This window comes from Polaromonas sp. CG_9.11, assembly GCF_015752225.1.
In the GTDB taxonomy this organism is placed as follows: Bacteria; Pseudomonadota; Gammaproteobacteria; order Burkholderiales; family Burkholderiaceae_C; genus Polaromonas.
Genome location: NZ_JADOVE010000018.1, coordinates 1 through 18521, shown reverse-complemented (window position 1 = coordinate 18521; position 18521 = coordinate 1). Strand labels below are relative to the sequence as shown.

At 56.9% G+C, this 18521-nt stretch carries 22 protein-coding genes and 3 pseudogenes; 16 read left to right on the top strand and 9 right to left on the bottom strand.

Annotated features, from left to right (window positions below):
- Positions 1-8: 8 nt before the first annotated feature.
- The 3 genes from bioB (at position 9) to panC (ending at position 2956) form a co-directional block, all read left to right on the top strand.
- Positions 9-1031 carry a biotin synthase BioB gene (bioB, locus tag IWX85_RS14820; RefSeq protein WP_196870235.1) on the top strand — a complete coding sequence of 341 codons (1023 nt, stop codon included), beginning with the start codon at positions 9-11 and terminating at the stop codon, positions 1029-1031.
- A gap of 93 nt (positions 1032-1124) precedes the next feature.
- Positions 1125-2027 carry a 3-methyl-2-oxobutanoate hydroxymethyltransferase gene (panB, locus tag IWX85_RS14815; protein WP_196870234.1) on the top strand — a complete coding sequence of 301 codons (903 nt, stop codon included), beginning with the start codon at positions 1125-1127 and terminating at the stop codon, positions 2025-2027.
- A gap of 77 nt (positions 2028-2104) precedes the next feature.
- On the top strand, positions 2105-2956 hold the full coding sequence (panC, locus tag IWX85_RS14810; RefSeq protein ID WP_036805681.1) for a pantoate--beta-alanine ligase: 852 nt from the start codon (positions 2105-2107) through the stop codon (positions 2954-2956).
- Here panC and IWX85_RS14805 read toward each other — a convergent pair.
- Complete coding sequence (locus tag IWX85_RS14805; RefSeq protein WP_196870233.1) at positions 2953-3180, bottom strand: hypothetical protein; 228 nt, start codon at positions 3178-3180, stop codon at positions 2953-2955. The two genes, panC and IWX85_RS14805, sit on opposite strands and share 4 nt — an antisense overlap.
- On the opposite strand from IWX85_RS14805, the gene IWX85_RS14800 reads away from it, so the two are divergent.
- Positions 3179-3511 (top strand): cupin domain-containing protein, encoded by a 333-nt coding sequence (locus IWX85_RS14800; RefSeq protein WP_036805683.1) that lies wholly within the window; start codon positions 3179-3181, stop codon positions 3509-3511. The two genes, IWX85_RS14805 and IWX85_RS14800, sit on opposite strands and share 2 nt — an antisense overlap.
- A gap of 40 nt (positions 3512-3551) precedes the next feature.
- Here the strand turns inward: IWX85_RS14800 and IWX85_RS14795 are convergent, their stop codons facing one another.
- From IWX85_RS14795 to IWX85_RS14780, 4 genes are all read right to left on the bottom strand, one after another.
- Positions 3552-4619 carry an NAD(P)H-dependent glycerol-3-phosphate dehydrogenase gene (locus IWX85_RS14795; RefSeq protein WP_036805686.1) on the bottom strand — a complete coding sequence of 356 codons (1068 nt, stop codon included), beginning with the start codon at positions 4617-4619 and terminating at the stop codon, positions 3552-3554.
- A 40-nt stretch (positions 4620-4659) separates the two neighbouring features.
- Positions 4660-5127, bottom strand: a complete 468-nt coding sequence (gene secB, locus IWX85_RS14790; protein ID WP_036805689.1) for a protein-export chaperone SecB — start codon at positions 5125-5127, stop codon at positions 4660-4662.
- Positions 5128-5267: 140 nt separating this feature from the next.
- On the bottom strand, positions 5268-5531 hold the full coding sequence (grxC, locus tag IWX85_RS14785) for a glutaredoxin 3 (RefSeq protein ID WP_036805692.1): 264 nt from the start codon (positions 5529-5531) through the stop codon (positions 5268-5270).
- Between the two features lie 109 nt (positions 5532-5640).
- Positions 5641-6051, bottom strand: coding sequence for a rhodanese-like domain-containing protein (locus IWX85_RS14780; protein ID WP_036805696.1), 411 nt, complete (start codon positions 6049-6051; stop codon positions 5641-5643).
- Between the two features lie 119 nt (positions 6052-6170).
- On the opposite strand from IWX85_RS14780, the gene gpmA reads away from it, so the two are divergent.
- The 3 genes from gpmA (at position 6171) to IWX85_RS14765 (ending at position 9533) form a co-directional block, all read left to right on the top strand.
- Positions 6171-6923: a 2,3-diphosphoglycerate-dependent phosphoglycerate mutase gene (gene gpmA, locus IWX85_RS14775; protein WP_036805699.1), complete on the top strand. Its 753-nt coding sequence runs from the start codon at positions 6171-6173 to the stop codon at positions 6921-6923.
- Positions 6924-7177: 254 nt separating this feature from the next.
- The gene (locus IWX85_RS14770) at positions 7178-8617 is read left to right on the top strand and encodes a S41 family peptidase (RefSeq protein WP_036805703.1); all 1440 of its coding nucleotides are present in this window, start codon (positions 7178-7180) and stop codon (positions 8615-8617) included.
- A gap of 154 nt (positions 8618-8771) precedes the next feature.
- Positions 8772-9533, top strand: a complete 762-nt coding sequence (locus IWX85_RS14765) for a HesA/MoeB/ThiF family protein (RefSeq protein WP_036805706.1) — start codon at positions 8772-8774, stop codon at positions 9531-9533.
- A gap of 40 nt (positions 9534-9573) precedes the next feature.
- Here the strand turns inward: IWX85_RS14765 and IWX85_RS14760 are convergent, their stop codons facing one another.
- Positions 9574-11577, bottom strand: a complete 2004-nt coding sequence (locus tag IWX85_RS14760; protein WP_196870232.1) for an AsmA family protein — start codon at positions 11575-11577, stop codon at positions 9574-9576.
- 360 nt (positions 11578-11937) lie between these two features.
- Between IWX85_RS14760 and IWX85_RS14755 the strand changes: the two genes are divergently transcribed.
- Positions 11938-12327, top strand: a complete 390-nt coding sequence (locus IWX85_RS14755; RefSeq protein WP_196870231.1) for a response regulator — start codon at positions 11938-11940, stop codon at positions 12325-12327.
- Positions 12328-12466: 139 nt separating this feature from the next.
- Here IWX85_RS14755 and IWX85_RS14750 read toward each other — a convergent pair whose 3' ends face one another.
- Positions 12467-13099, bottom strand: a complete 633-nt coding sequence (locus IWX85_RS14750; RefSeq protein WP_011800333.1) for a response regulator transcription factor — start codon at positions 13097-13099, stop codon at positions 12467-12469.
- Positions 13100-13233: 134 nt separating this feature from the next.
- Here IWX85_RS14750 and IWX85_RS14745 point away from each other — a divergent pair, with 134 nt between their 5' ends.
- The gene (locus tag IWX85_RS14745) at positions 13234-14574 is read left to right on the top strand and encodes a CHASE3 domain-containing protein (protein WP_036805715.1); all 1341 of its coding nucleotides are present in this window, start codon (positions 13234-13236) and stop codon (positions 14572-14574) included.
- A gap of 153 nt (positions 14575-14727) precedes the next feature.
- Here IWX85_RS14745 and IWX85_RS14740 read toward each other — a convergent pair.
- Positions 14728-14880: pseudogene (locus IWX85_RS14740) on the bottom strand (IS1595 family transposase); the annotation flags it as partial.
- A 172-nt stretch (positions 14881-15052) separates the two neighbouring features.
- Here IWX85_RS14740 and IWX85_RS14735 point away from each other — a divergent pair.
- From IWX85_RS14735 to IWX85_RS14705, 7 genes and pseudogenes are all read left to right on the top strand, one after another.
- Entirely contained in the window at positions 15053-15217 is a 165-nt protein-coding gene (locus tag IWX85_RS14735; RefSeq protein ID WP_036805718.1) for a DUF1328 domain-containing protein, read from the top strand.
- 73 nt (positions 15218-15290) lie between these two features.
- Positions 15291-15695: a DUF883 family protein gene (locus IWX85_RS14730; RefSeq protein WP_081932416.1), complete on the top strand. Its 405-nt coding sequence runs from the start codon at positions 15291-15293 to the stop codon at positions 15693-15695.
- Between the two features lie 52 nt (positions 15696-15747).
- Positions 15748-16113 carry a phage holin family protein gene (locus IWX85_RS14725; RefSeq protein ID WP_081932417.1) on the top strand — a complete coding sequence of 122 codons (366 nt, stop codon included), beginning with the start codon at positions 15748-15750 and terminating at the stop codon, positions 16111-16113.
- Between the two features lie 24 nt (positions 16114-16137).
- Positions 16138-16599, top strand: a complete 462-nt coding sequence (locus IWX85_RS14720; RefSeq protein ID WP_036805724.1) for a hypothetical protein — start codon at positions 16138-16140, stop codon at positions 16597-16599.
- Entirely contained in the window at positions 16596-17138 is a 543-nt protein-coding gene (locus tag IWX85_RS14715) for a bacterioferritin (RefSeq protein WP_036805727.1), read from the top strand. The genes IWX85_RS14720 and IWX85_RS14715 overlap by 4 nt, the downstream gene beginning before the upstream one ends.
- A 95-nt stretch (positions 17139-17233) precedes the next feature.
- Positions 17234-17548 (top strand): BON domain-containing protein, encoded by a 315-nt coding sequence (locus tag IWX85_RS14710; RefSeq protein ID WP_036805730.1) that lies wholly within the window; start codon positions 17234-17236, stop codon positions 17546-17548.
- 165 nt (positions 17549-17713) lie between these two features.
- Positions 17714-17836, top strand: a pseudogene (locus IWX85_RS14705) (IS701 family transposase); the annotation flags it as partial.
- 74 nt (positions 17837-17910) lie between these two features.
- Here the strand turns inward: IWX85_RS14705 and IWX85_RS14700 are convergent.
- Positions 17911-18480: pseudogene (locus IWX85_RS14700) on the bottom strand (ATP-binding protein); the annotation flags it as partial.
- Between the last annotated feature and the right edge of the window lie 41 nt (positions 18481-18521).

Here is an 18521-nt window from a genome sequence, read left to right as displayed (position 1 = left end):
AACAGACCATGAACACTGCCGCAGAACAGACCATCACCATCCACCGCCCCAGTGCCGCCGCAGCGCTGGCTCCCAAAACCGGCGCCGAACGCTGGAGCGTTGACGCCATCGAAGCGCTGTTCAACCTGCCGTTTCCCGAGCTGATGCACCAGGCGCAAACCGTGCACCGCGCGCATTTCGACCCCACCCGGGTTGAATTCGCCACGCTGCTGTCGGTCAAGACCGGCGGCTGCGCCGAAGACTGCGGCTACTGCCCGCAGGCCGCCCGCTACGACACCGGCGTCGAAGCCAGCAAGCTGATGGAGCCGGCCGAAGTGCTGGCCGCCGCCAAGCTGGCGCAAGCCGCTGGCGCCACGCGCTTTTGCATGGGCGCGGCCTGGCGCTCGCCCAAGGAGCGCGACATTGAAAAAGTCGCCGAGCTGATCCGCACCGTCAAGGCGCTGGGGCTGGAAACCTGCGCGACGCTGGGCATGCTTGAAGACGGTCAGGCGCAAACCCTGCAAAGCGCCGGGCTCGATTACTACAACCACAACCTGGACAGCGCGCCTGATTTCTACGGCGACATCATCACCACCCGGAACTACCAGGACCGGCTCGACACGCTGGCGCGGGTGCGCAGCGCCGGTGTGAAAGTCTGCTGCGGCGGCATCGTCGGCATGGGCGAAACCCGCCGCCAGCGTGCCGGCCTGGTGGCCGAGCTGGCCAACCTCACGCCCTACCCCGAATCCGTGCCGATCAACAACCTGGTCAAGGTCGAAGGCACGCCGCTGGCCGACCAGGCCGACCTGGACCCGTTCGAGTTTGTCCGCACCATTGCCGTCGCGCGCATCACCATGCCGACGGCGCGGGTGCGCCTGTCGGCTGGCCGCCAGCAGATGGGCGATGCGGTGCAGGCGCTGTGTTTCCTGGCCGGCGCCAACTCGATTTTTTACGGCGACAAGCTGCTGGTCACCGGCAATCCCGACACCGAGGCCGATGTGCAATTGCTGGCGCGTCTGGGCATGCGCCGTTCGGCCCCGCAAGCGGCCTGAGCTGAGCCACCGGATGGGCCTGCTTGCACTGGCTGCGGCCCGAACGGACCGCCCGCCAGCGGATTAAACTCCCGCTCATTCAGGAGAGTGCCCATGACCCCAGCCGATGCATCCACGACAACGTCCGCAGCGCCCGCAGCCACGCCCTATGGCACACTGCCGCCGGCCTCCACGCCCTCGGCGCGCAAGCCGCTCAGCCTGCCGCGCCTGCGCGAAATGCATGCCCAGGGCGACAAGATCACCATGCTGACCGCCTACGACGCCACCTTTGCCGCCGTGGCCGATGCCGCCGGCGTCGAATGCATCCTCGTCGGCGATTCGCTCGGCATGGTTTGCCAAGGGCTTTCAAGCACCGTCGGCGTCTCGCTGGAAACCATGCGCCACCACACCGAATGCGTGGCCAATGGCCTGCGACGAGCGCAAGGCGTGGCCTGGCTGATCGGCGACCTGCCCTTTGGCAGCTACCACGAATCGAAAGAGCAGGCGCTGCGCAGCGCCGTGGTGCTGATGCAGGCCGGCGCGCACATGGTCAAGTTAGAGGGCGGCGGCTGGACCACGGAAACCGTGCGCTTTCTGGTCGAACGCGGCATTCCGGTCTGCGCCCACCTGGGCCTGACGCCGCAAACCGTGCATGCGCTGGGCGGCTACCGCGTCCAGGGCAAGACCGAGGAATCAGCCGCGCAACTGCGCCGCGAAGCCGGCGCGTTGCAGGACGCGGGCGCGTCCATGCTGGTGCTGGAAATGGTGCCGGCGGCGCTGTCGCTAGAGGTCACGCAACTGCTGACGCACTGCCCGACCATTGGCATTGGCGCGGGCAACGGCACGTCGGGCCAAGTCTTGGTGCTGCACGACATGCTGGGCATGAACCTGGGCAAAATGGCCAAGTTTGTCCACAACTTCATGGACGGCGCACCCAGCGTGCGCGGCGCCATGGAGGCCTATGTGCGCGCCGTGAAAGACGGCAGCTTTCCGGTGAACGCCACCCACGCCTGGTAGCCGCGCGCCCTTTCACCCCAGTCCACCCGCCTCCATCCAGACCGGCCGCCCTCGGCCTTTTTCAGGGAACCCAAAAAATGCAGATCGTCCACACCATTGCACAACTGCGCCAGCAGTTGGGCGGCTTCAAGCGCCCGGCCTTTGTTCCCACCATGGGCAACCTGCATGAAGGGCATATCGCCCTGGTCCGGCAGGCCAGACCGCTGGGCGACGTGACCGTTTCCAGCATTTTTGTCAACCGCCTGCAGTTTGCGCCACACGAAGACTTTGACAGCTACCCTCGCACGCTCGATGCGGACGCCCGGCGGCTCGAAGCAGCCGGCTGCGACGTGCTGTTTGCCCCGCGTGAAAAAGACCTGTACCCCGAGCCGCAAACTTTCAAGGTGCATCCGGCCACCGACCTGAGCGACATGCTGGAAGGCCATTTCAGGCCCGGCTTTTTCATTGGCGTGAGCACCGTGGTGATGAAGCTGTTTTCCTGCGTCTTCGCCGGCGTGCCGGGCGGCGTCGCGGCCTTCGGCAAGAAGGATTACCAGCAGGTCATGGTGGTGCGCCGCATGGTCCAGCAGTTTGCCCTGCCCATCGAGATTCTGGCCGGAGAAACGCAGCGCGCAGAGGACGGCCTGGCCCTGTCGTCGCGCAACAGCTACCTGACTGCCGCCGAGCGGCAGGAAGCGGTGCATCTTTCGCAAGCCTTGCGCGCGCTGGGCGAGACCGCGCGCGCGGCGGCCGGCGTGCCCGACCTGTCCGCGCTGGAAGCCCAGGCGATGCAGGCGCTGGCGCGGCGCGGCTGGAAGCCCGACTACCTGACGGTACGCCGGCGCGCCGACCTGATGCCGCCGCACGGCCCGCTGGCCGACCAGCCGCTCGTCGTGCTGGGCGCGGCCAAGCTGGGCAACACCCGGCTGATCGACAACCTGGAGATTTAAAGCAAAAACGCCGGTTTCCCTGCAACAAGGCAATGGGTCAACTCTTTTTCCAACGGCCTCCTGCCAAGGCTGGACGTGCGCAAGGGGCTATCTTTCACATTTTTTGGATCCGTTACCGTCGTCGGCAGGCCTGCGCTGGTCATCCACGCCTGAGCACGGCTGACTGAGCCTGATGTATAAATCGGCCAAAGGCATTCCTGCCGCTTACCAAGGAGTTTCACCATGGCCATTGCACATGCCGCCCCCGGACAACTCGTCGACGTTCAGCCCCTGGGCGACAAGCTGTCCGAATCACGCAATGTCGCCCTGTTCAAGACCGACGAGCTGGAAGTCATTCGCCTGGTCATGCCGGCGGGCAAGACCATGCCGTCGCACTGGGTCAAGGGCGAAGTCACGATTCACTGCCTGGAGGGTGAAATCAGCCTGACGGCGGGCGGTCAAACCCGGCAGATGAAGGCCAGCCAGCTGGTCTGGCTGGAAGGTGGTGTTGACCATGCGCTGACGGCGGTGCAGGATTCATCGCTGCTGCTGACCATCGTGCTTCGAAAACAATGATGGAATACGCCTTTTCCGCAACAGGGGCGGCCACAAGCACCTATTGATTCAATAGCAGATCAAGTTCAGTCCTCGGCTCGCGCTCCATCAGCAGCGCAACCGCTTCGGATGGCTTGAGCCGGCCGTCGAGCAAGGCCACCACGCTCTGCGCAATCGGCATGTCCACACCCAGGCTGGCGGCGCGATGCACCACGGTGCGCGCGCAGTAAACGCCTTCAGCCACATGGCCCAGCGATGCCAGCACCTCGTCCAGGGATTTTCCCTGCGCCAGCAGCAGGCCGACCTTGCGGTTGCGGCTCAGGTCGCCGGTGGCTGTCAGCACAAGGTCGCCCAGCCCCGACAGGCCGGTGAAGGTCTCGGCACGCGCACCGAGCGCCACACCCAGCCGCGTCATTTCAGCCAGTCCGCGCGTGATAAGCGCAGCGCGGGCATTGAGGCCCAGTTGCAGGCCGTCGCACAGCCCGGCGGCAATCGCCATGACATTTTTGACGGCCCCACCGACCTCGACGCCGACCAGGTCGTCGCTGGCATAGACCCGCAGGCTGGGGCCGTGAAAGGCGGCCACCAGCGCGTCGCGCACTTCGGCATGTTCGCTGGCGGCCACCAGCGCCGTCGGCTGCCTGCGGGCCACTTCCACCGCAAAACTTGGGCCGCTGAGCACGCCCGCTCTGAGATCAGGCGCAACCTGTGCCCGCACCTCATGCACCATCAGACCAAAAGGCCTTGAGAGAGAGGCAGTAGGCGTTAGCGCCAACACCGGCGATTCAAATCCCTTGCTCAGCCAGGCCACTGGCGCGCGCGCATGCTTGAGCTGCATCAGCATGCTTCGCGCGGCCGCCACCGGCGCGGCCAGGATGATCAGGTCCTGCCCGCTGACCGCCCGCGCCAGCGACATCCCGTCGCCGCCCTGCAAGCGCAGGCTGGACGGCAGGGCGATGCCGGGCAGGTAACGGGTATTGGCCCGCTCGGTCTGCAAGGCCTGGAGCTGAGCCGGATGGCGCGCCCACAGGGTGACTTCATGCCGGGCTACGCCGGCATCGGCAGCGCCTGCGGCATTGACGGCCAGCGCAGTGCCCCAGGCGCCTGCGCCCAGGACCACGATTTTCATGCTGGCCAGGGCGACTTGCCCGTGTCCACGCGCTGCGTCATCAGACGATGATTTGTGGCGCTTCAGCCGAAGCCATCACGGCTTCGGCTTGCTGCTGCTCGTACATCGCCTGAAAATTGATTTCAGCCATGTGCACTGGCGGAAAGCCACCGCGCTGGATGATGTCCGCCACATTGCCGCGCAGGTAGGGGTAAACGATTTGCGGGCAAGCAATGCCCAGCAGCGCACCCATCTGTTCGCTCGGCACATTGCGGATTTCAAAAATGCCGGCCTGCTTGGCTTCGACCATGAACACGGTCTTGTCCTCAATCTTGGTATGCACGGTGGCCGTCACAGTGATTTCAAACAGACCGTCAGCCACCGGCTTGGCATCGACACCGAGCTGGATCTCGACAGCGGGCTGCTCCTGGTTCAACAGGATTTCTGGCGAATTGGGCTGCTCCAGCGACATGTCCTTCAGGTAAACGCGCTGGATCTGGAATACGGGGTCAAGATTTTCTTCTGCCATGGGAGTCTTTCGTGAAGGTGTTTAAAAAATTGCTTGGGTGCGCAAGCCGCTGGGCCATCCGCAAGGGGACAGCACAGGGCTACAGGCCATTCGAGGCGGATTATCTCAGGGACTTCGCCCGAAAAACGCCAGTTCGGCGCTCAGGCGGCGCCTGCCAGCAGCGGCATCAGGCCGCCCCGGTCGTCCAGGGACATCAAATCGTCGCAGCCGCCGACATGCGTGCTACCAATGAAAATTTGCGGCACGGTGCGGCGGCCCGTGATCTGCATCATCTTCTGGCGCTCGCCCGGCGCCAGGTCAACCCGGATCTCATCAAGCACAGTGACTCCGCGCTCCTTGAGCAGCTGTTTGGCCTGGATGCAGTACGGGCAGGAGCCGGTGGTGTAAATCTTGACGGTTTGCATGGTTTTCCTGTTTGGCGACGTCGCGACAGGTGCGCGGCATCCGATGGGAGTGGTCAATGCCAGCGCTGCACGTCGGCAGCGTTCAGGCACGCAAGTGAAAGGCGGCTTGTCAGGTTTTCTCGACAGGAAGGTTAGCGTCTTTCCAGGCCTTGAGCCCGCCACTCAGGGATTGGGCTTGCTCGTAACCAAGTTTTTTGGCGATGGCCACTGCCCGTCCCGAACGTGCGCCGCTCGCGCAGACAAGTATCAAGGGCAATGCCTTATTCCTGACCACGCCTGGCAGCTTGGCTTCAAGGTCAGCCAGCGGTATGTTTTTGGCGCCGGTCACATGGCCAGCGCCAAATTCGGCAGGTTCGCAAATATCCACCACCACAGCCTTTTCCCGGTTGATGAGTTGCACCGCCCCGCTGGCGTTCAGTGCGCCGGCGTTCATGCTGCCGGCAATCAACGGCCAGACCAGCATGCCGCCCGAGGCAATGGCTATCGAAATCAGCATCCAGTTGTCAGTCAAAAATTTCACGTAAACCCTTTGTATATTTTTCACTCAAAGGGTGATTTTAGAATGGGTAAAAGTTCGCCCAAAGGCCGGCTTTTAAATTCCACCTTTCTGCCTTTCATTTCTTCCGAAACTTCACCACCATGTACAAACTTGTGCTCATCCGCCACGGCGAATCAACCTGGAACCTGGACAACCGGTTTACCGGCTGGACCGATGTCGACCTCACCGAGACCGGGATCGCGCAGGCCAAGAATGCCGGCCAGTTGCTCAAGGCCGAAGGATACGAATTCGACGTGGCCCATACCAGCGTCCTCAAGCGCGCCACCCGCACCCTGTGGCATGTGCTCGACGAAATGGACCAGACCTGGTTGCCTGTGGTGCACAGTTGGCGTCTGAACGAGCGCCATTACGGCGACCTGCAAGGCCTGAACAAGGCTGAAACCGCCAAGAAGTTTGGCGACGAGCAGGTGCTGGTCTGGCGCCGCAGCTACGACACGCCGCCGCCGCCGTTGGCGGCAAACGATGCCCGAAGCGAGCACGGCGACCGGCGTTACGCCAAGCTCCTGCCCGGTCAGGTGCCGCTGACCGAATGCCTCAAGGACACGGTCGAGCGCGTGCTGCCCTTCTGGAACGAAGCCATGGCGCCTGCCATCAAGGCCGGCAAGCGCCTGGTGGTGGCTGCGCACGGCAACTCGATTCGCGCGCTGGTGAAATACCTCGACAATATTTCCGATAGCGACATCGTGGGCCTGAACATTCCCAACGGCATTCCGCTGGTTTATGAGTTGGACGAGAACCTCAAGCCGATTCGCAGCTATTACCTGGGCGACAGCGAAGCCGCCGCCAAAGCCGCCGCCGCCGTTGCGGCACAAGGCAAGGCCGTTTCGGCATAGGACGCCGACTGACAGACGTGATGACAGACTGCCGGCTAGCGAGGAAGCAAAGCTGTCAATGCCCTTGCCAGGCCCATGGCGCCTGATGTCTGCAATGATGCAGACAGCCCCTTGCAAAAGGCGCATTTTTCCCTACATTTAGTTGTCATTGCCCTGCCGTTCACGGAACTGCAGGGCAGCGCATGCATCCAAGGTGTATATTGCTTCTCACAAAAAAGGAGCGCAGGCTCCTTCAACAGGCTTAGGAAAATCACATGGGTCAGAAGCTAAAAATTGCCGGATGGATTTCAATCGGCGTGGTGGCAGGCGCCCTCACCACGGTGCAACTGCAGGCAGTCGCGCGCGCGGGCATGGCGCCACTACCCCTTGAAGAATTGCAGCAACTGGCAGCTGTCTTCGGCATGGTTAAGACAGATTATGTCGAGCCAGTGGATGAAAAAAAACTGATCACCGATGCCATCTCGGGCATGGTTGCCAGCCTTGATCCGCATTCGGTGTATTTCGACAAAAAGTCTTACAAGGAATTTCGCGAAGGTACTTCGGGCCGCTTCGTGGGAGTGGGCATCGAAATCGCCCAGGAAGACGGGCTGGTCAAGGTGGTGTCGCCGATTGAAGGCTCTCCTGCCGACCGCGCCGGTCTCAAGCCGAACGACCTCATCACCCGCATCGACGACACGGCGGTAAAAGGTCTGAGCCTGAACGATGCCGTCAAGAAAATGCGAGGCGAGCCGCAGACCAAGGTGCTGTTGACGATCTTTCGCAAAGATGAAAGCCGCACCTTTCCGGTCAGCATTACGCGTGAGGAAATTCGTACCCAGTCAGTGCGAAGCAAAGTGATTGAGCCGGGCTATGCCTGGATTCGACTGAGCCAGTTCCAGGAACGGACAGTGGAAGATTTTGTTACCAAAATTGAACAGATTTACAAACAGGAACCCAAGCTCAAGGGCTTGGTGCTGGACCTGCGCAATGATCCAGGCGGTCTTCTGGATGCTGCCGTGGCCGTGTCGGCGGCCTTTTTGCCTGAAAACGTGACCGTTGTTTCCACCAACGGCCAGCTGGCAGAAAGCAAGTCAGTTTACAAGGCCTCCCCGGAGTTCTACCAGCGGCGCAGCGGGGTTGATCCGCTCAAGCGGCTTCCTGCGGCCCTCAAGACCGTGCCGCTCGTGGTGCTGGTGAATGAGGGTTCTGCCTCGGCCAGCGAAATTGTGGCTGGAGCCCTTCAGGATTACAAGCGCGCCACCGTCATGGGCAACCAGACCTTCGGCAAGGGCTCGGTGCAGACGGTAAGGCCACTGGGCCCTGATACCGGCATCAAGCTGACAACTGCGCGCTATTACACGCCAAGCGGTAAATCAATCCAGGCGCGCGGCATTGTGCCGGATGTTCTGATCGACGAAACAGCAGAAGGCAGTCCTTTTGCTGCGCTGCGCACACGTGAGGCTGACCTTGAAAAGCACCTCAACAGTGGTCAGGGTGCTGAAGTCAAGGATCCAGGCCGCGAAAAAGCCCGCGAGGAAGCACTCAAGCGTCTTGAGGAAGAAGCCAAGAAAACGCCTGAGCAGCGTCGTCCACCCGAGCTGGGCAGCGACAAGGACTTTCAGTTGGCCCAAGCCATCAACCAGCTCAAGGGGCGTCCGGTGTTGGTCAGCAAGACCGCAGTGGTCGAACCAAAAAATGAGAAAAAAGAAAATTAGACTACTGGCTCATCCGGTAGAAGCAAAGCCCGTTCGTTTCCGGACGGGCTTTGCTTTATAGGTTCTTCAGACAGGCCATTGCCTGCGATTCCTCGCTCGCGAATGCCATGCGATACGGTGCCATTCAGCTGCCTTTTTTGAAATTTCCTGCATCATGAACGACGAACAGCTGCTTCGCTACTCACGGCATATTCTGCTTGACGAGATAGGCATTGAGGGGCAACAAAAACTCCTTGCCTCCCACGTACTGGTGATTGGCGCGGGCGGACTGGGTTCGCCTGTGGCGCTTTATCTCGGTAGCGCTGGCGTTGGCCGCATTACTGTGGTTGACGATGACCGCGTAGATGTCACCAACCTCCAGCGTCAGATTGCCCACACAGTGTCACGAATCGGCGAACTCAAGGCGGTGTCGGTGGTGCAAGCCGTCGCGGCCCTGAATCCCGATGTCGAAGTCGTCGCGGTGGTGCAAAGAGCGGATGACGTCCTCCTCAATCACCTGGTGCCGCAAGCAGACCTGGTGCTTGACTGCACCGACAACTTTGCGACTCGGCACGCAATCAACCGGGCTTGTGTTGGGCACCGTAAGCCGCTCGTTTCAGGCGCGGCCATTCGGTTCGATGGCCAGATTACAGTGTATAACCCCCAAATTTCAGAATCCCCTTGTTACGAATGCATTTTTCCCGAATCAGACCTGCCAGAAGAAATTAGCTGCGCCACCATGGGCGTTTTTGCCCCGCTGGTAGGTATTGTGGGCGCCATGCAGGCAGCCGAGGCGTTGAAGTTGTTATGTGGTATCGGCCGGGTCTTGACAGGCAGGCTCTTGCTGCTTGATGGCAGGAGCATGGAATGGCATCAGATGATGCTGGTGCGCAGCGAGGGGTGTGCAGTTTGTGGCACTGCTAGGGTCACCAGTTAACAACTTGGTCGATAAGCCGCAGCGGCTGCCTTTCTTTGTCCTATTTGCCGTTTGCGACTGTGGCTTTTGCAGCATTGGACAGTACTGCGGCACAGTCGGCATCCTCACCCGGCCCGGTTTCAATCGTTGCTGCCAGCGCCAGCAAAGGGTTGATGGCAGCCAGGACCAGCGCAATGCCAACCCGTCCTGCAAGGGCCGAAGCTTCCGGTCCTGCTGTCGTTTTGGCAAATGTCCCACCAATCCGAAGCGGCGAACGCAGGCTCAGAATGCTCATGTCCTTGGGTTGTGGCTTGAACAAGATATCAAGTGTTTCGTTGGCCAGGCTGATCTGCCCCTGCCCTGTGATGAGGGTATCACTGGTGTCGAGCACAATGGCACGGCTGGTCATCAAGCCCTGTTTCACGTCAAAAGCCGCTGCCGCACATCGCAACTGAACCGTTTTGTCGCCACGCACCAAAAACTTGATCACCTCACCGCCATCCAGGCCCATGAACTCCAGCAGGATATTGCTGATCTCTCCTTTGCCCATGAGAATTGCCACGTCACCCGAGGCTGAGCCCAGCATTTGCGCCACCGAATTGCCGCGGCCCCTCAAGTTGAACTGCCCGCTGAACTTGCCATAAGCGGTCTTGGTGCTTTCCACGGCAGGAAAGAGCTGGTTAAGTTGCAGGGCACGCACATCCAGCCGGGTAGTGATGGCCGCTGGCACAACGGTCGAATCAATGCGGATGGTTCCAGCCACTGATCCCCCAGCAACGCCCAGTGTGATGGGCTCCAGTTGTAGAACGCCAGCCTGCAGCTTGACATGAACGGAGCCTTTGTCGAGCGGCAACTCCTTGACATGCAGGATATCGGCTGCAGCGTAGGTCACATCGGCATTCATAGCATTGAGCCTGGGCACAGCCAGTGGCGTACGCGGCAACACCTTCCCAGGGGCTGCTCCTGTTGACACAGATTGGTTGTTCGCAGCGGAAAGCGCTGCTTTGCTGCCTTTTGAAATGATGGCTGAATTTGGCTTCGACGTTGAACCACGAGAAGGCGCAATTCCAATAACTGGTGCCAGATCTGCGAAATCCATGACTTTTGATTGCACCTTGCCTGTCAGCAGCGGAACCGATGAAGACTGGTCAAAACTCAAAGCGCCACTGAGGTCAGATTTGCCCAGCAGTCCCTGAATCTGACTAACAGCCCAGATTTTTTCTCTCTTGTCCAACTTTCCACGAAGCTTGTAAGGCGGCGTCGCAGGCAGCACGACGCCAAGCAAACCGTACAGGTCGTCAAGATTTTCGCCCTGCAGGTCAAAAGTTGCATCGATGCCGTCGAGGTTGACAAGATCGGCAAGTGAGCCTTTGACGGCGAGACGGGTTCTTCCGGCAACGGCATTGACTTCTAAGGGAAAGGAAACTTTTGAGTCCCTGCTGAGTTGCAAAACGCCACCGGTGCGTCCATTGGCCGTGAATGCGCCATCATTCCATCGCCCGGTGACCTTGAAACTTAAAGGCAAAGCGTTGCCAGAGTCTGATGCCAATGCAAACTGCGCATCAAGGTCAGCGCCCTGAGCCTTGGCTAGATAGTTGACACTTCCTCGATCCACGATGAAAGAGCCGATTTGGGGTGCCGTTCCCTTCTTTGACGTATCCCGCGAAAAGGCCCATGTTTTTCGCCCATCGGGTTCCGCCTCCAAGGCTATCCGGGGCTCGTTCAACCTGATGTTCGGCAGCACGACTTTTCCAACCACCAGCGGCAGCAGACTTACATCAAATTGCGCAGCATTGGCCTTGAGCAGATAGGGATTGCGGGCCCATTCAGGATTTTCAATTTCGATGCCTTCTAAGCTCACTGTGGTGATAAGACCCAAGCGGACTGAAAGATGGCGGGTAATTTCGAAACGCCTACCAAGTTGATCTGAAACATAGCGGTTGATGGGTCCACGGAATGAATCCCAAGGAAAAAAGAAAATAACCAACACCAGCATGGTCAAGACGATGCCTAAGCCGGCCAGCCAATAGCGCAGGGTTGAAGATTTGTTGAGTGAAGTTTTCATGCGTTGGTGAAGGAAACAGCCACATAACAGGTCCGGGTGGCAATGGCTGACAATGCACAAAATCGTGAAAAAAACTGGCGCAATGAAACTTGGATGTAAGGCCTGACTATCATCCTGATGCAGAGTTTTGGGCAGTCGGCTAATGCGATGAAATACTGTCGGCAGGTGCCTACATGATCTAGACACGCAATCGTCGAAAAATCCCTACAAATATGAACAGATGCCGCTGGCACAATCGTGCATCAAATTGAAGATACATTAAGAAACAATACAGACTGGCATTTCCGGCTCTTGCTAGCCGCACTTGCGGGCTTTTGTAGCTCACATCGAAGTCCTGCCTACGTTAACTGGATATGAGCCGTGAGATTGAAAACATACATCGTTGAAGACAACCCCACCATTCGTGAGAATCTGATTGGCACACTGGAGGAACTTGCCTGTGTGACTGCGGTGGGAACGGCTGAAACCGAAAACGATGGCAAGGCTTGGCTTAACGCAAACCGGAAAGATTGGGATCTGGCGATCGTCGATCTTTTTTTAAAACAAGGAAGTGGTTTGGGCGTGCTCGCAGCTTGCCAAGACCGCCCATCTACACAAAAAGTGGTTGTTCTTAGCAATTACGCCACTGCCGATATTCGCCAAAGGTGCGCGCAACTCGGAGTTGATGCTGTATTTGACAAATCCAATGAAATCGATGCACTTGTGGACTATTGCCTGCAACAAGGCAATAGTTTTGATGTAAAAAACTAAGTTGCCTAAAATGGTTTCATGAAGTTTCAAGTTTTTTATGCCTGAATCTCCAACAGCACTGACTTCACAGACAACCGGGTTCCTCGGTGGCAGACCTGTGTTGGATCAACAATGATTCAAGGTCTTCAGTAATCACCATTCAGTCGATCAGTTTGTTTTTCAAGGCGTAGTAGGTCAAGTCACTGTTAGAAGCCAGACTCATTTTTTCCATCACGCGGGTACGGTAAGTGCTGACCGTTTTAACGCTAAGCGAAAGGGCCTTGGCAATATCGCCAGCCGTTTCTCCTTTGGCAAGTTTGAGGAAAACCTGAAATTCTCTTTCCGACAGTTGCTCGTGCGCTGCAACGTCTTTTGGCCGGTTCAGTTGTTGCGCAAGCAACTCAGCCACGGCTGCCGTGATATAGCGCTTGCCCAAGGAAATCACGCGAATGGCATCCACAATCTCGGAAGGATCGCATTCTTTGTTGAGGTAGCCGCTAGCACCCTGACGAATCAGGTTGACAGCGTAATGCTCTTCCGGATAGCCGCTCAAAATTAGGATGCCCACATCGGGTGCCTTCGCACGAATCATGGCCAGCGCATCAATTCCGCTCTGACCCGGCATGGACAGATCCATGACGAGTATGTCCAATTCAACGTTGCGAACCAAATCAATCGCCTCACGCCCACTTGCCGCCTCGCCGACGACGCGCAAGTCCACTTGATCCGAAAAAAACTGCTTCAGTCCCGAACGCACAATGGCATGGTCATCCACAATTCCAATTTTTATCATGTCACTATCTTTCTATAAAACCTGTGCTACCCGGCTATGCTGCAAAAAAAAGCGCCAAGTCAAAAACAGCTATCTTGATTATCACTGCTCATTATTGACGAGTTATCCACACCAGTACCGAACGGGAGTTAGTCTTGAAAAAATTTGCTGCGTTGAAAACCGCCATCAGCTTGCCCCTGGCCGTTCTAGCGGCCGCCTTCATGATTTTCATCAACGAAACAAGTTTCCAGCAATCAACCAAGGCCGTCAGCAATATGGAGAAGGCTCAGCAGACGCGTAGCGCCATTACCGGTCTGGTGAGTCAGGTTCTGAACGCAGAAACCGGACAGCGCGGGTACCTGTTAACTGGCGATACACGCTATCTGGAGCCGTACAGAGTTGCCGTAGTAGATATTACTGAGAACCTCAACGTTTTGCAGCAGATTTTTGTTTCGCAGCCTCCGCTGATTGGAGATTTCGACACTTTGTCGCGTCACGTGTCACGCAAGATGGCCGAAATGGACCTAAGCGTACGCATGCGCAAGCAGGGAAATGACGATGGCTGGAAGTTTGTGCTGACTACCGACGTGGGCAAGGAAGAAATGGAAGCCATCCGGAATCAATCAGACAAATTGTCCGCTAGCAGCATTCAGCAGATTGAACAGGGTCAGGCACAAGTCAGGAAAGCGCTACAGCTTTCACGCATAGGCATAGCCACGACTGCGCTTGTCGGATTACTAGCTTTTTACATGTATCTCATGCAAAACAAGGCCCTGCTGGTTTCAGGCCAACGCGAACAGGAGACGCTTGAACGTGAGCGGGACCTGCTCGAAAAACAGGTCAGGGAACGAACAGCAAGTCTGGCTGAACTGGCTACCCACCTGCAAAACGTGCGTGAAGATGAACGCGGCCACCTGGCGCGAGAACTCCACGATGAACTCGGCGCGCTGCTTACGGCAGCCAAACTCGATGTGGCACGCCTTAAATCCCGGCTTGCTGGCAACCTGCCGGAAGCCTCGGAGCGACTGGAGCATCTAACCAGCACACTTAATACTGGAATTGCATTGAAAAGACGCATTGTTGAAGATCTTCGACCTTCTTCGCTATCCCATTTGGGTCTGGTGGCCTCACTTGAAATTTTGGCGCGTGAATTTGAGGAAAGGTCTGGACTTTCTATTACCACTGATTTGGAAATTGTTGAGCTTGGTGGTGCAGCGCAATTGACCGTTTACCGGTTGGTCCAGGAATCCTTGACCAACATTGCCAAATATGCCGATGCCACCCGGGTCGAGATCAGTGTGCACAACTTTGACAACTTCATCATGGTGGATGTGAAGGACAACGGCAAAGGCTTCAAACTGGAAAGCATCGGCCCAGGAAGTCACGGTCTCGCCGGCATGCGTCACCGGGTGGAAGCTGCCGGCGGAAAACTGACCGTAGCCAGTGCTGCAAACAGAGGCACTCAGGTCGGTGCGATTCTGCCCAAATCCCATTAGGGAAGCATGAGAAAGTTACCTTAAGGGTTCGCCGCAATTGCTGAAGTTAGGTGTAGATGCTACGAGAGGCGTTGACAAGGAGCTTGAGCCAGAATGTGGTGTGGTGTGGTGTGGTGTGGTGTGGTGTGGTGTGGTGTGGTGTGGTGGTCTGAATTAAAGGCATGTCACCGTTAAATGTGGGAATTTCCCCAGGGCCATGGCCAGGACGCCCTCTGGATAGCTGGCGTGGTGGCTGTCCAGGCAGCGGAACCAGCCCAGGTAGTTGTCCAGGTAGTGGGTGGACACGCCGTGAAAGCCATGAAGCCATGAACTGGGCAGTACGTTACAAAATGTCATCCTTTTCCTACAGGCTATTAACCCAGACTCTGACAGGGGTTTAAGTCTCAAGCCGATGGGAAAAATCCGACATTAAGGCGAAGCTACTGCAAGACTTTTAAAAAGCGCTTTTCACGCGCCAAGCCAATACCAGGGAAAAAAAATGCTGCACTATTCCGTTGTCTTCTTGGTGATCGCACTGATCGCTGCAGTTTTTGGATTCGGCGGGATTGCCGCTAGTGCCGTGGAAATTGCCAAAATTCTCTTCTTTCTGTTCGCTATCATGGCAATCGTAAGTTTTGTTCTAAGCTTGATCAGAAAAAACTAGCCCACACGAACAGCGGCTCCAAAGCCTCGTCTTGCTAGCGCCTCTTTCATAATGTATTTACAAAGGAAAAGACATGAACACAAACAACCCTTCCAACATGACTCGCGATTCGGTTTCTGCAATGCAAAAAACGTCGGATGACATGATGAATTCAGCAGGTAAGGCTATTGAGGCCACGCGCGAACATGCCAATCAAGCGCTCGACCGAGCTGAAAGCAAGGTTCGCGAATTGCGCGGCAGCGTTGATCCAATGGTTGAAGTGCTAGCCGCCAAGGCACAAAAAATGGCCCGCCAGAGTTTGGACATGGCGTCCGAAGCCAAAGAGCGTGCTGAAAAATCACTTAAACATGCCGCAGATGCCACAACCCGTTATGTTTCGGAGCAACCCATGCGATCGGTGTTAATCGCCGCAGCAGTTGGTGCCGCAGTAGCACTGCTGGTTTCAACTTCGCGTCAACGCAATCACAACCGCTATTAAAGTTTCTTCTTGTCCAAGCCAACCTACCACTGACGCCCCCCTAACTTCACATATGCTGCATCCTCTTTTTTCAACGATTGTGCAAAGGCCCGATCTGGTCATGGACCATCTGTCTGCGTACGGATCGCTGTTTCACAGGGAAGCATCAAACGCAGGTTCTGATCTGGTAGTAAGAGCTGTGGCAGGGATAGTGGCAATTTTGGCGCTCGCTGTTTTTCTTGCGCTTTCAGGAATAGCATTGATGCTTGGTTTTTTGCTAAATCAGTTTCATTGGGTTCTAGTTGTGGTTCCTGGTCTGGCCCTAATACTTGCCGTTATTGCTTCAGTGGTTGCCACAAAGCCTTTAAAAAGCGAGCGGTTTCCAGAGTTGAAAGCTCAGATCGACAGCGATGCACAAGCATTACGTACTGTTTCCTGATTTACGTCATCAAAAGAATCCGGCATGGTCTCTCTCCCTATCGAACTTACACCTCAAGAGCGCCTAGCCATCAGTCGCAAGGCTATCGTTAGGCATATGAACAGGCACCATCGGGATGTCGAGGAGCGGCTTGACAGCAATGTTGATCAAGTTAATCGAAACGGTACGCAGGTTGCGTCCTCAGATCACAATTTGCTGGAAAAAATAAAGTACGCGGTGCGCATGTGGTGGCATCGTCATCCAGCCAGCGCTGCAGTAGAACTGGCCAGCCCTTTCTTGAGGGATTATGCGAGTCTCCATCCCTTCAAATTGCTTGGGATTTCTGCTGCAACTGGGGCCGCACTGGTGATCGTTAGACCATGGCGCATGATGTCTGCTAGCGCATTGCTGGTGGCAACGGTGAAATCCTCGGGATTGTCAAACACGCTGTTCACTATGCTTTCGTCTCTTACCCGCCCTTCCGGCAATACTGATAAAACTCTATGACCACAACGACAAACTCCTCCAGCGAACTGAGCATTGACGAATCGGCACTCCAGGCTGTTAGATCCAGCCTTGATCAAGGCGCAATCACTCCTGCTTACGGACCGCATCGCGAGGCCATTGTCAAGCTTTTAAACGATGCTTTGGCAACCGAATTGGTATGTGTTCTGCGCTACAAGCGGCATCATTTCATGGCTAGCGGTCTAGCGTCACCTCGCATCGCAGAAGAGTTCATGGTTCATGCGAAAGAAGAATCGGCGCATGCTGACCGCATCGCACAGCGTATTGTTCAGTTGGGTGGTGAACCTGACTTTTCACCTGCCACCCTTCTGCAGCGCAGCCATGCAGACTATGATGAATCCAATGATTTAAAAACCATGGTCAGGGTCAATCTGATCGCAGAGCGGATTGCTGTGGAAACCTACCGCCAGATGATCTCATTGCTGGCCGACAAGGATCCTACAACACGCAGAATGCTCGAAGATATTCTGGCAGATGAAGAAGAGCATGCTGACGAACTCAAAGACTGGCTTGATCTTTAAATTTCCCGGTGCCGGTCGATAAGCGTGGTGCCGTTGTTCGACAGGCCTTTTAACTCTGCACTGACTTAAATAAATCAACTCGAAGAGGAATCCCTATGAAATACGCACGCGCAATCGCCTTCGCAGCTTTGGCTGGCATTACTATTATTGGAAGCGGCTGCTCTGTGGGACGTGGTCAGCAGACTGCAGGCTCCTATGTTGATGACGCAGCCGTCACCACGTCGGTCAAGGCAAAGTTTGCTGAAGACAAGACCGTCTCAGCAACATCCATCAGTGTTGAAACGCTCAATGGGACCGTACAACTGTCGGGTTTTGCAAAATCCACTGCTGAAAAAATGCAGGCTGAAAACATTGCCCGTGGCGTTAACAACGTCAGGAGCGTTCGCAACGATATCGTCGTTCGTCCTTAATCGATCTTAATCTGACTGCGCTGCTCTTAAAGCAGCGCTAAAAAGCAGGTATTGGAAAATTTCCGTACCTGCTTTTTTTATCTTTAATGCATAGGACTTACGCGTTGATGAGCGGGGCGAATTACGTTGGCTGGAGGGTTGGCTTGTGGTCAAACTCACTGGCTGATGAGAAGTCCGACCCGCCCGCCGACAGCCAAATGCACCTTGCCGATGTACATAGGATTTTTGATGAGTGAACCCAAATCAAGTACCTGCACCCGGCTGTCTCAAGTCATGGGTATCTCCCATGTGCGTATTCCGGCGATCGTGACCGACGATTCCGGTCGATCGTGACCGGTCGCGCAGCGTGAAGTGTTGCGCGCTTAAATTGTAGGGGCAGCGGTCACGATGGGTCCGGATTGATCGGCTTTTTGCTGGGCTTTTGGCTTTTGCCGTAGAGACTCGCCCGTCAGGGTGAAACGGTGGTTTCGCTGCATTACGCGGTCCAGAATGGCATCGGCAATCGTGGCATCTCCCACCCAGGCATGCCAGTGCTCAATGGGCAACTGACTGGTGATGATGGTCGCTTTGTTGGCAGCCCGGTCATCAATGATCTCCAGCAGATCGGCCCGGGTCTGGCTGTCCAGGTCGGTCATGCCCCAGTCGTCGAGCAGCAGCACATCGGTTTTGGCCAGTTGCACCAACCACTTGCCAAACGTGCCGTTGCCGTGGCGGATGCGCAGCTCTTCTGCAAGCCGGGGGACACGCTGGTACAGGGCCGAGTGGCCACGCCGGCAGGCGTACTGCGCCAGGGCGCAGGCCAGCCAGGACTTGCCCGCGCCCGTGGGGCCGGTGATCAGCACGCTGTGGCCGCTGTCAATCCAGCCGCCCAGCGCCAGGCTGTCCCCCGGTGTCAGAATTGTTGTCGCATCTAATTCTTTGATGGCTAACTGCCCGGCAACTTCATTTCATGACCAGAACACCGCATTCACAT

Excerpts from the sequence above, each read along its gene's own strand:
- IWX85_RS14800 (WP_036805683.1), top strand. The coding sequence starts at position 3,179 with ATGGCCATTGCACATGCCGCCCCCGGACAACTCGTCGACGTTCAGCCC.
- IWX85_RS14710 (WP_036805730.1), top strand. The coding sequence starts at position 17,234 with ATGAAATACGCACGCGCAATCGCCTTCGCAGCTTTGGCTGGCATTACT.
- IWX85_RS14750 (WP_011800333.1), bottom strand. The coding sequence starts at position 13,099 with ATGATAAAAATTGGAATTGTGGATGACCATGCCATTGTGCGTTCGGGA.
- IWX85_RS14735 (WP_036805718.1), top strand. The coding sequence starts at position 15,053 with ATGCTGCACTATTCCGTTGTCTTCTTGGTGATCGCACTGATCGCTGCA.
- IWX85_RS14725 (WP_081932417.1), top strand. The coding sequence starts at position 15,748 with ATGCTGCATCCTCTTTTTTCAACGATTGTGCAAAGGCCCGATCTGGTC.
- IWX85_RS14770 (WP_036805703.1), top strand. The coding sequence starts at position 7,178 with ATGGGTCAGAAGCTAAAAATTGCCGGATGGATTTCAATCGGCGTGGTG.
- IWX85_RS14760 (WP_196870232.1), bottom strand. The coding sequence starts at position 11,577 with ATGAAAACTTCACTCAACAAATCTTCAACCCTGCGCTATTGGCTGGCC.
- grxC (WP_036805692.1), bottom strand. The coding sequence starts at position 5,531 with ATGCAAACCGTCAAGATTTACACCACCGGCTCCTGCCCGTACTGCATC.
- gpmA (WP_036805699.1), top strand. The coding sequence starts at position 6,171 with ATGTACAAACTTGTGCTCATCCGCCACGGCGAATCAACCTGGAACCTG.
- IWX85_RS14715 (WP_036805727.1), top strand. The coding sequence starts at position 16,596 with ATGACCACAACGACAAACTCCTCCAGCGAACTGAGCATTGACGAATCG.
- panB (WP_196870234.1), top strand. The coding sequence starts at position 1,125 with ATGACCCCAGCCGATGCATCCACGACAACGTCCGCAGCGCCCGCAGCC.
- IWX85_RS14805 (WP_196870233.1), bottom strand. The coding sequence starts at position 3,180 with ATGGTGAAACTCCTTGGTAAGCGGCAGGAATGCCTTTGGCCGATTTAT.
- IWX85_RS14765 (WP_036805706.1), top strand. The coding sequence starts at position 8,772 with ATGAACGACGAACAGCTGCTTCGCTACTCACGGCATATTCTGCTTGAC.
- IWX85_RS14730 (WP_081932416.1), top strand. The coding sequence starts at position 15,291 with ATGAACACAAACAACCCTTCCAACATGACTCGCGATTCGGTTTCTGCA.
- secB (WP_036805689.1), bottom strand. The coding sequence starts at position 5,127 with ATGGCAGAAGAAAATCTTGACCCCGTATTCCAGATCCAGCGCGTTTAC.
- panC (WP_036805681.1), top strand. The coding sequence starts at position 2,105 with ATGCAGATCGTCCACACCATTGCACAACTGCGCCAGCAGTTGGGCGGC.
- bioB (WP_196870235.1), top strand. The coding sequence starts at position 9 with ATGAACACTGCCGCAGAACAGACCATCACCATCCACCGCCCCAGTGCC.
- IWX85_RS14720 (WP_036805724.1), top strand. The coding sequence starts at position 16,138 with ATGGTCTCTCTCCCTATCGAACTTACACCTCAAGAGCGCCTAGCCATC.
- IWX85_RS14795 (WP_036805686.1), bottom strand. The coding sequence starts at position 4,619 with ATGAAAATCGTGGTCCTGGGCGCAGGCGCCTGGGGCACTGCGCTGGCC.